Here is a 1739-nt window from a genome sequence, read left to right on the forward strand (position 1 = left end):
TGGGTATTCAGTTATTTTAAAACAGAATGAGCTTAAAGATCCAGATGCGGTTTATGAATATGTAAAAAATGCATATGCAGAAAAAGAGTATAATTTAGAATATTTAAAACCACTTGGATTTAACGATACATATACATTGGCTATAAAACCTGAAACTGCTGATAAATATAATTTGAAAACATTTTCAGATCTAGCAAAGGTTTCTGAAGAGCTTGTAATCGGGGCAACCATGGAATTTCTAGAAAGAGAAGATGGCGTACCAGGTCTTAAGAAAGCCTATCCGGGCATGAAGTTTAAAGGAGAGAAATCTCTTGAAGGAGGACTCCGTTATACTGCTATAAAAGAAGGTAAGATAGATATTGCAGATGCTTTTTCTACAGATGGGAAACTTCTTACATATAACCTTGTGATACTGGAAGATGACAAAAATTTCTTCCCACCTTATTACGCAGCACCACTTCTTAATGGAGAATTTGCAAGTTCTCATCCTGAAATAAAAGAAGTTCTTGAAAAACTTGCAGAACAGATTGATGAGAATGATATGCAAAATATGAACTATAGAGCCGATGAAGAGGGGATTCCTGCAAGAGTTGTAGCGGAAGAGTTTCTTAAGAAAAAAGGTCTTATATAAAGTATTAGGACGTAGTTTTATATTTTCCCTTTATAGCAGACTGTTTAAAGAATCAAAACCTGTCTACTATAAAGGGATTTTTTTTATGGAAAGAATATCAAAGTTTATACCAAATTTACGATAACCCAGTATAAGGCACAGATGTGTTTTTTCTATATTTTATATAAAGGCTTATCCATGAAGGCCTACTTTATTAGTAGATACCTCTACGAGTTTATGTTAAGATATATTTATAACTATATTTTAGTAGATATGTCTACTAAAATTGATCAGTATAATCTGTAAATTTCAAACATATTTTAATCGTTGAAGGGGAGATAATTATGAATTACGATAATTTATTGGAAATAGCAACCAAGAGAAGATCTGTGAGAAAGTTTACCAATCAAAAAGTTTCAAGGGAAGATATCGAAAAAATTGTAAAAGTAGGAGTAGAGTCTCCATCTGGATTCAACTCACAGCCTTGGGAATTTGTTGTAATAGATGACGAAAATTTAAAAAATGAAGTTACTCAGTATCTTATTGATGGGATAGGTGAAGGTAAAACCTCTAAGGGTTTTGTAGATGCCCCTGTCTATATTATGCTATACGGTGATCCCAGAGTGAGAGAACGTGGTCCTGCTTCTGCAAAAGACAATGATAACTGGTGGAATTTTACATTCTCTAGCACTCTTGCCAGTGCTTTTATGAGTATGCAGCTTGCTGCCACAAGTTTGGGTCTGGCTTCTATGTGGGTGTCGGCTTTCAGAAATCCCAAAGTAGAAAAGAAAACAAAGGAGCTGCTGGGTATTCCTGAATATCTTGAAATATTTGAGATGATGGCAGTTGGTTATACAGACATGAATCCTTCTCCGAAAAAGGTAAAAGATCTGTCTGAGGTAATTCACTATAACAGAGCAGATAATTACTAGTTAACTTAAGTTTCCAGTCACAATAAATTCTCATGAATTACTGGCTTTATCTGGTGCTGTTTTTCATCAGGGGAAACTAACGGAACTTTGTGGCACTTTGATATTTTAATTTGATAAAGGCAGTAACTTAGGTTAAGTATTCCAGTCTGTAGTAATCAAAGGATTAAATAGAGTATAAAATGAATGGCAAAATTTAA

Annotated in this window: 2 protein-coding genes; both read left to right on the forward strand. The window is 33.9% G+C overall.

The features are described from left to right. Positions 1-631: glycine betaine ABC transporter substrate-binding protein (locus tag ABZA26_RS14390; protein WP_372715182.1), on the forward strand; the 631-nt coding region annotated here is incomplete at its 5' end. Positions 632-954: 323 nt separating this feature from the next. After that, a complete protein-coding gene (locus ABZA26_RS14395) occupies positions 955-1542 on the forward strand; it encodes a nitroreductase family protein (RefSeq protein WP_372715183.1) in 588 nt (195 codons plus the stop codon). Positions 1543-1739 lie beyond the last annotated feature (197 nt).

Origin of the sequence: Ilyobacter sp. (assembly GCF_041583315.1) — a bacterium.
Classification (GTDB): domain Bacteria; phylum Fusobacteriota; class Fusobacteriia; order Fusobacteriales; family Fusobacteriaceae; genus Ilyobacter.

What these genes read in the sequence shown, in the direction of transcription:
- ABZA26_RS14395 (WP_372715183.1), top strand. Translation starts at nt 955, where the DNA reads ATGAATTACGATAATTTATTGGAAATAGCAACCAAGAGAAGATCTGTG.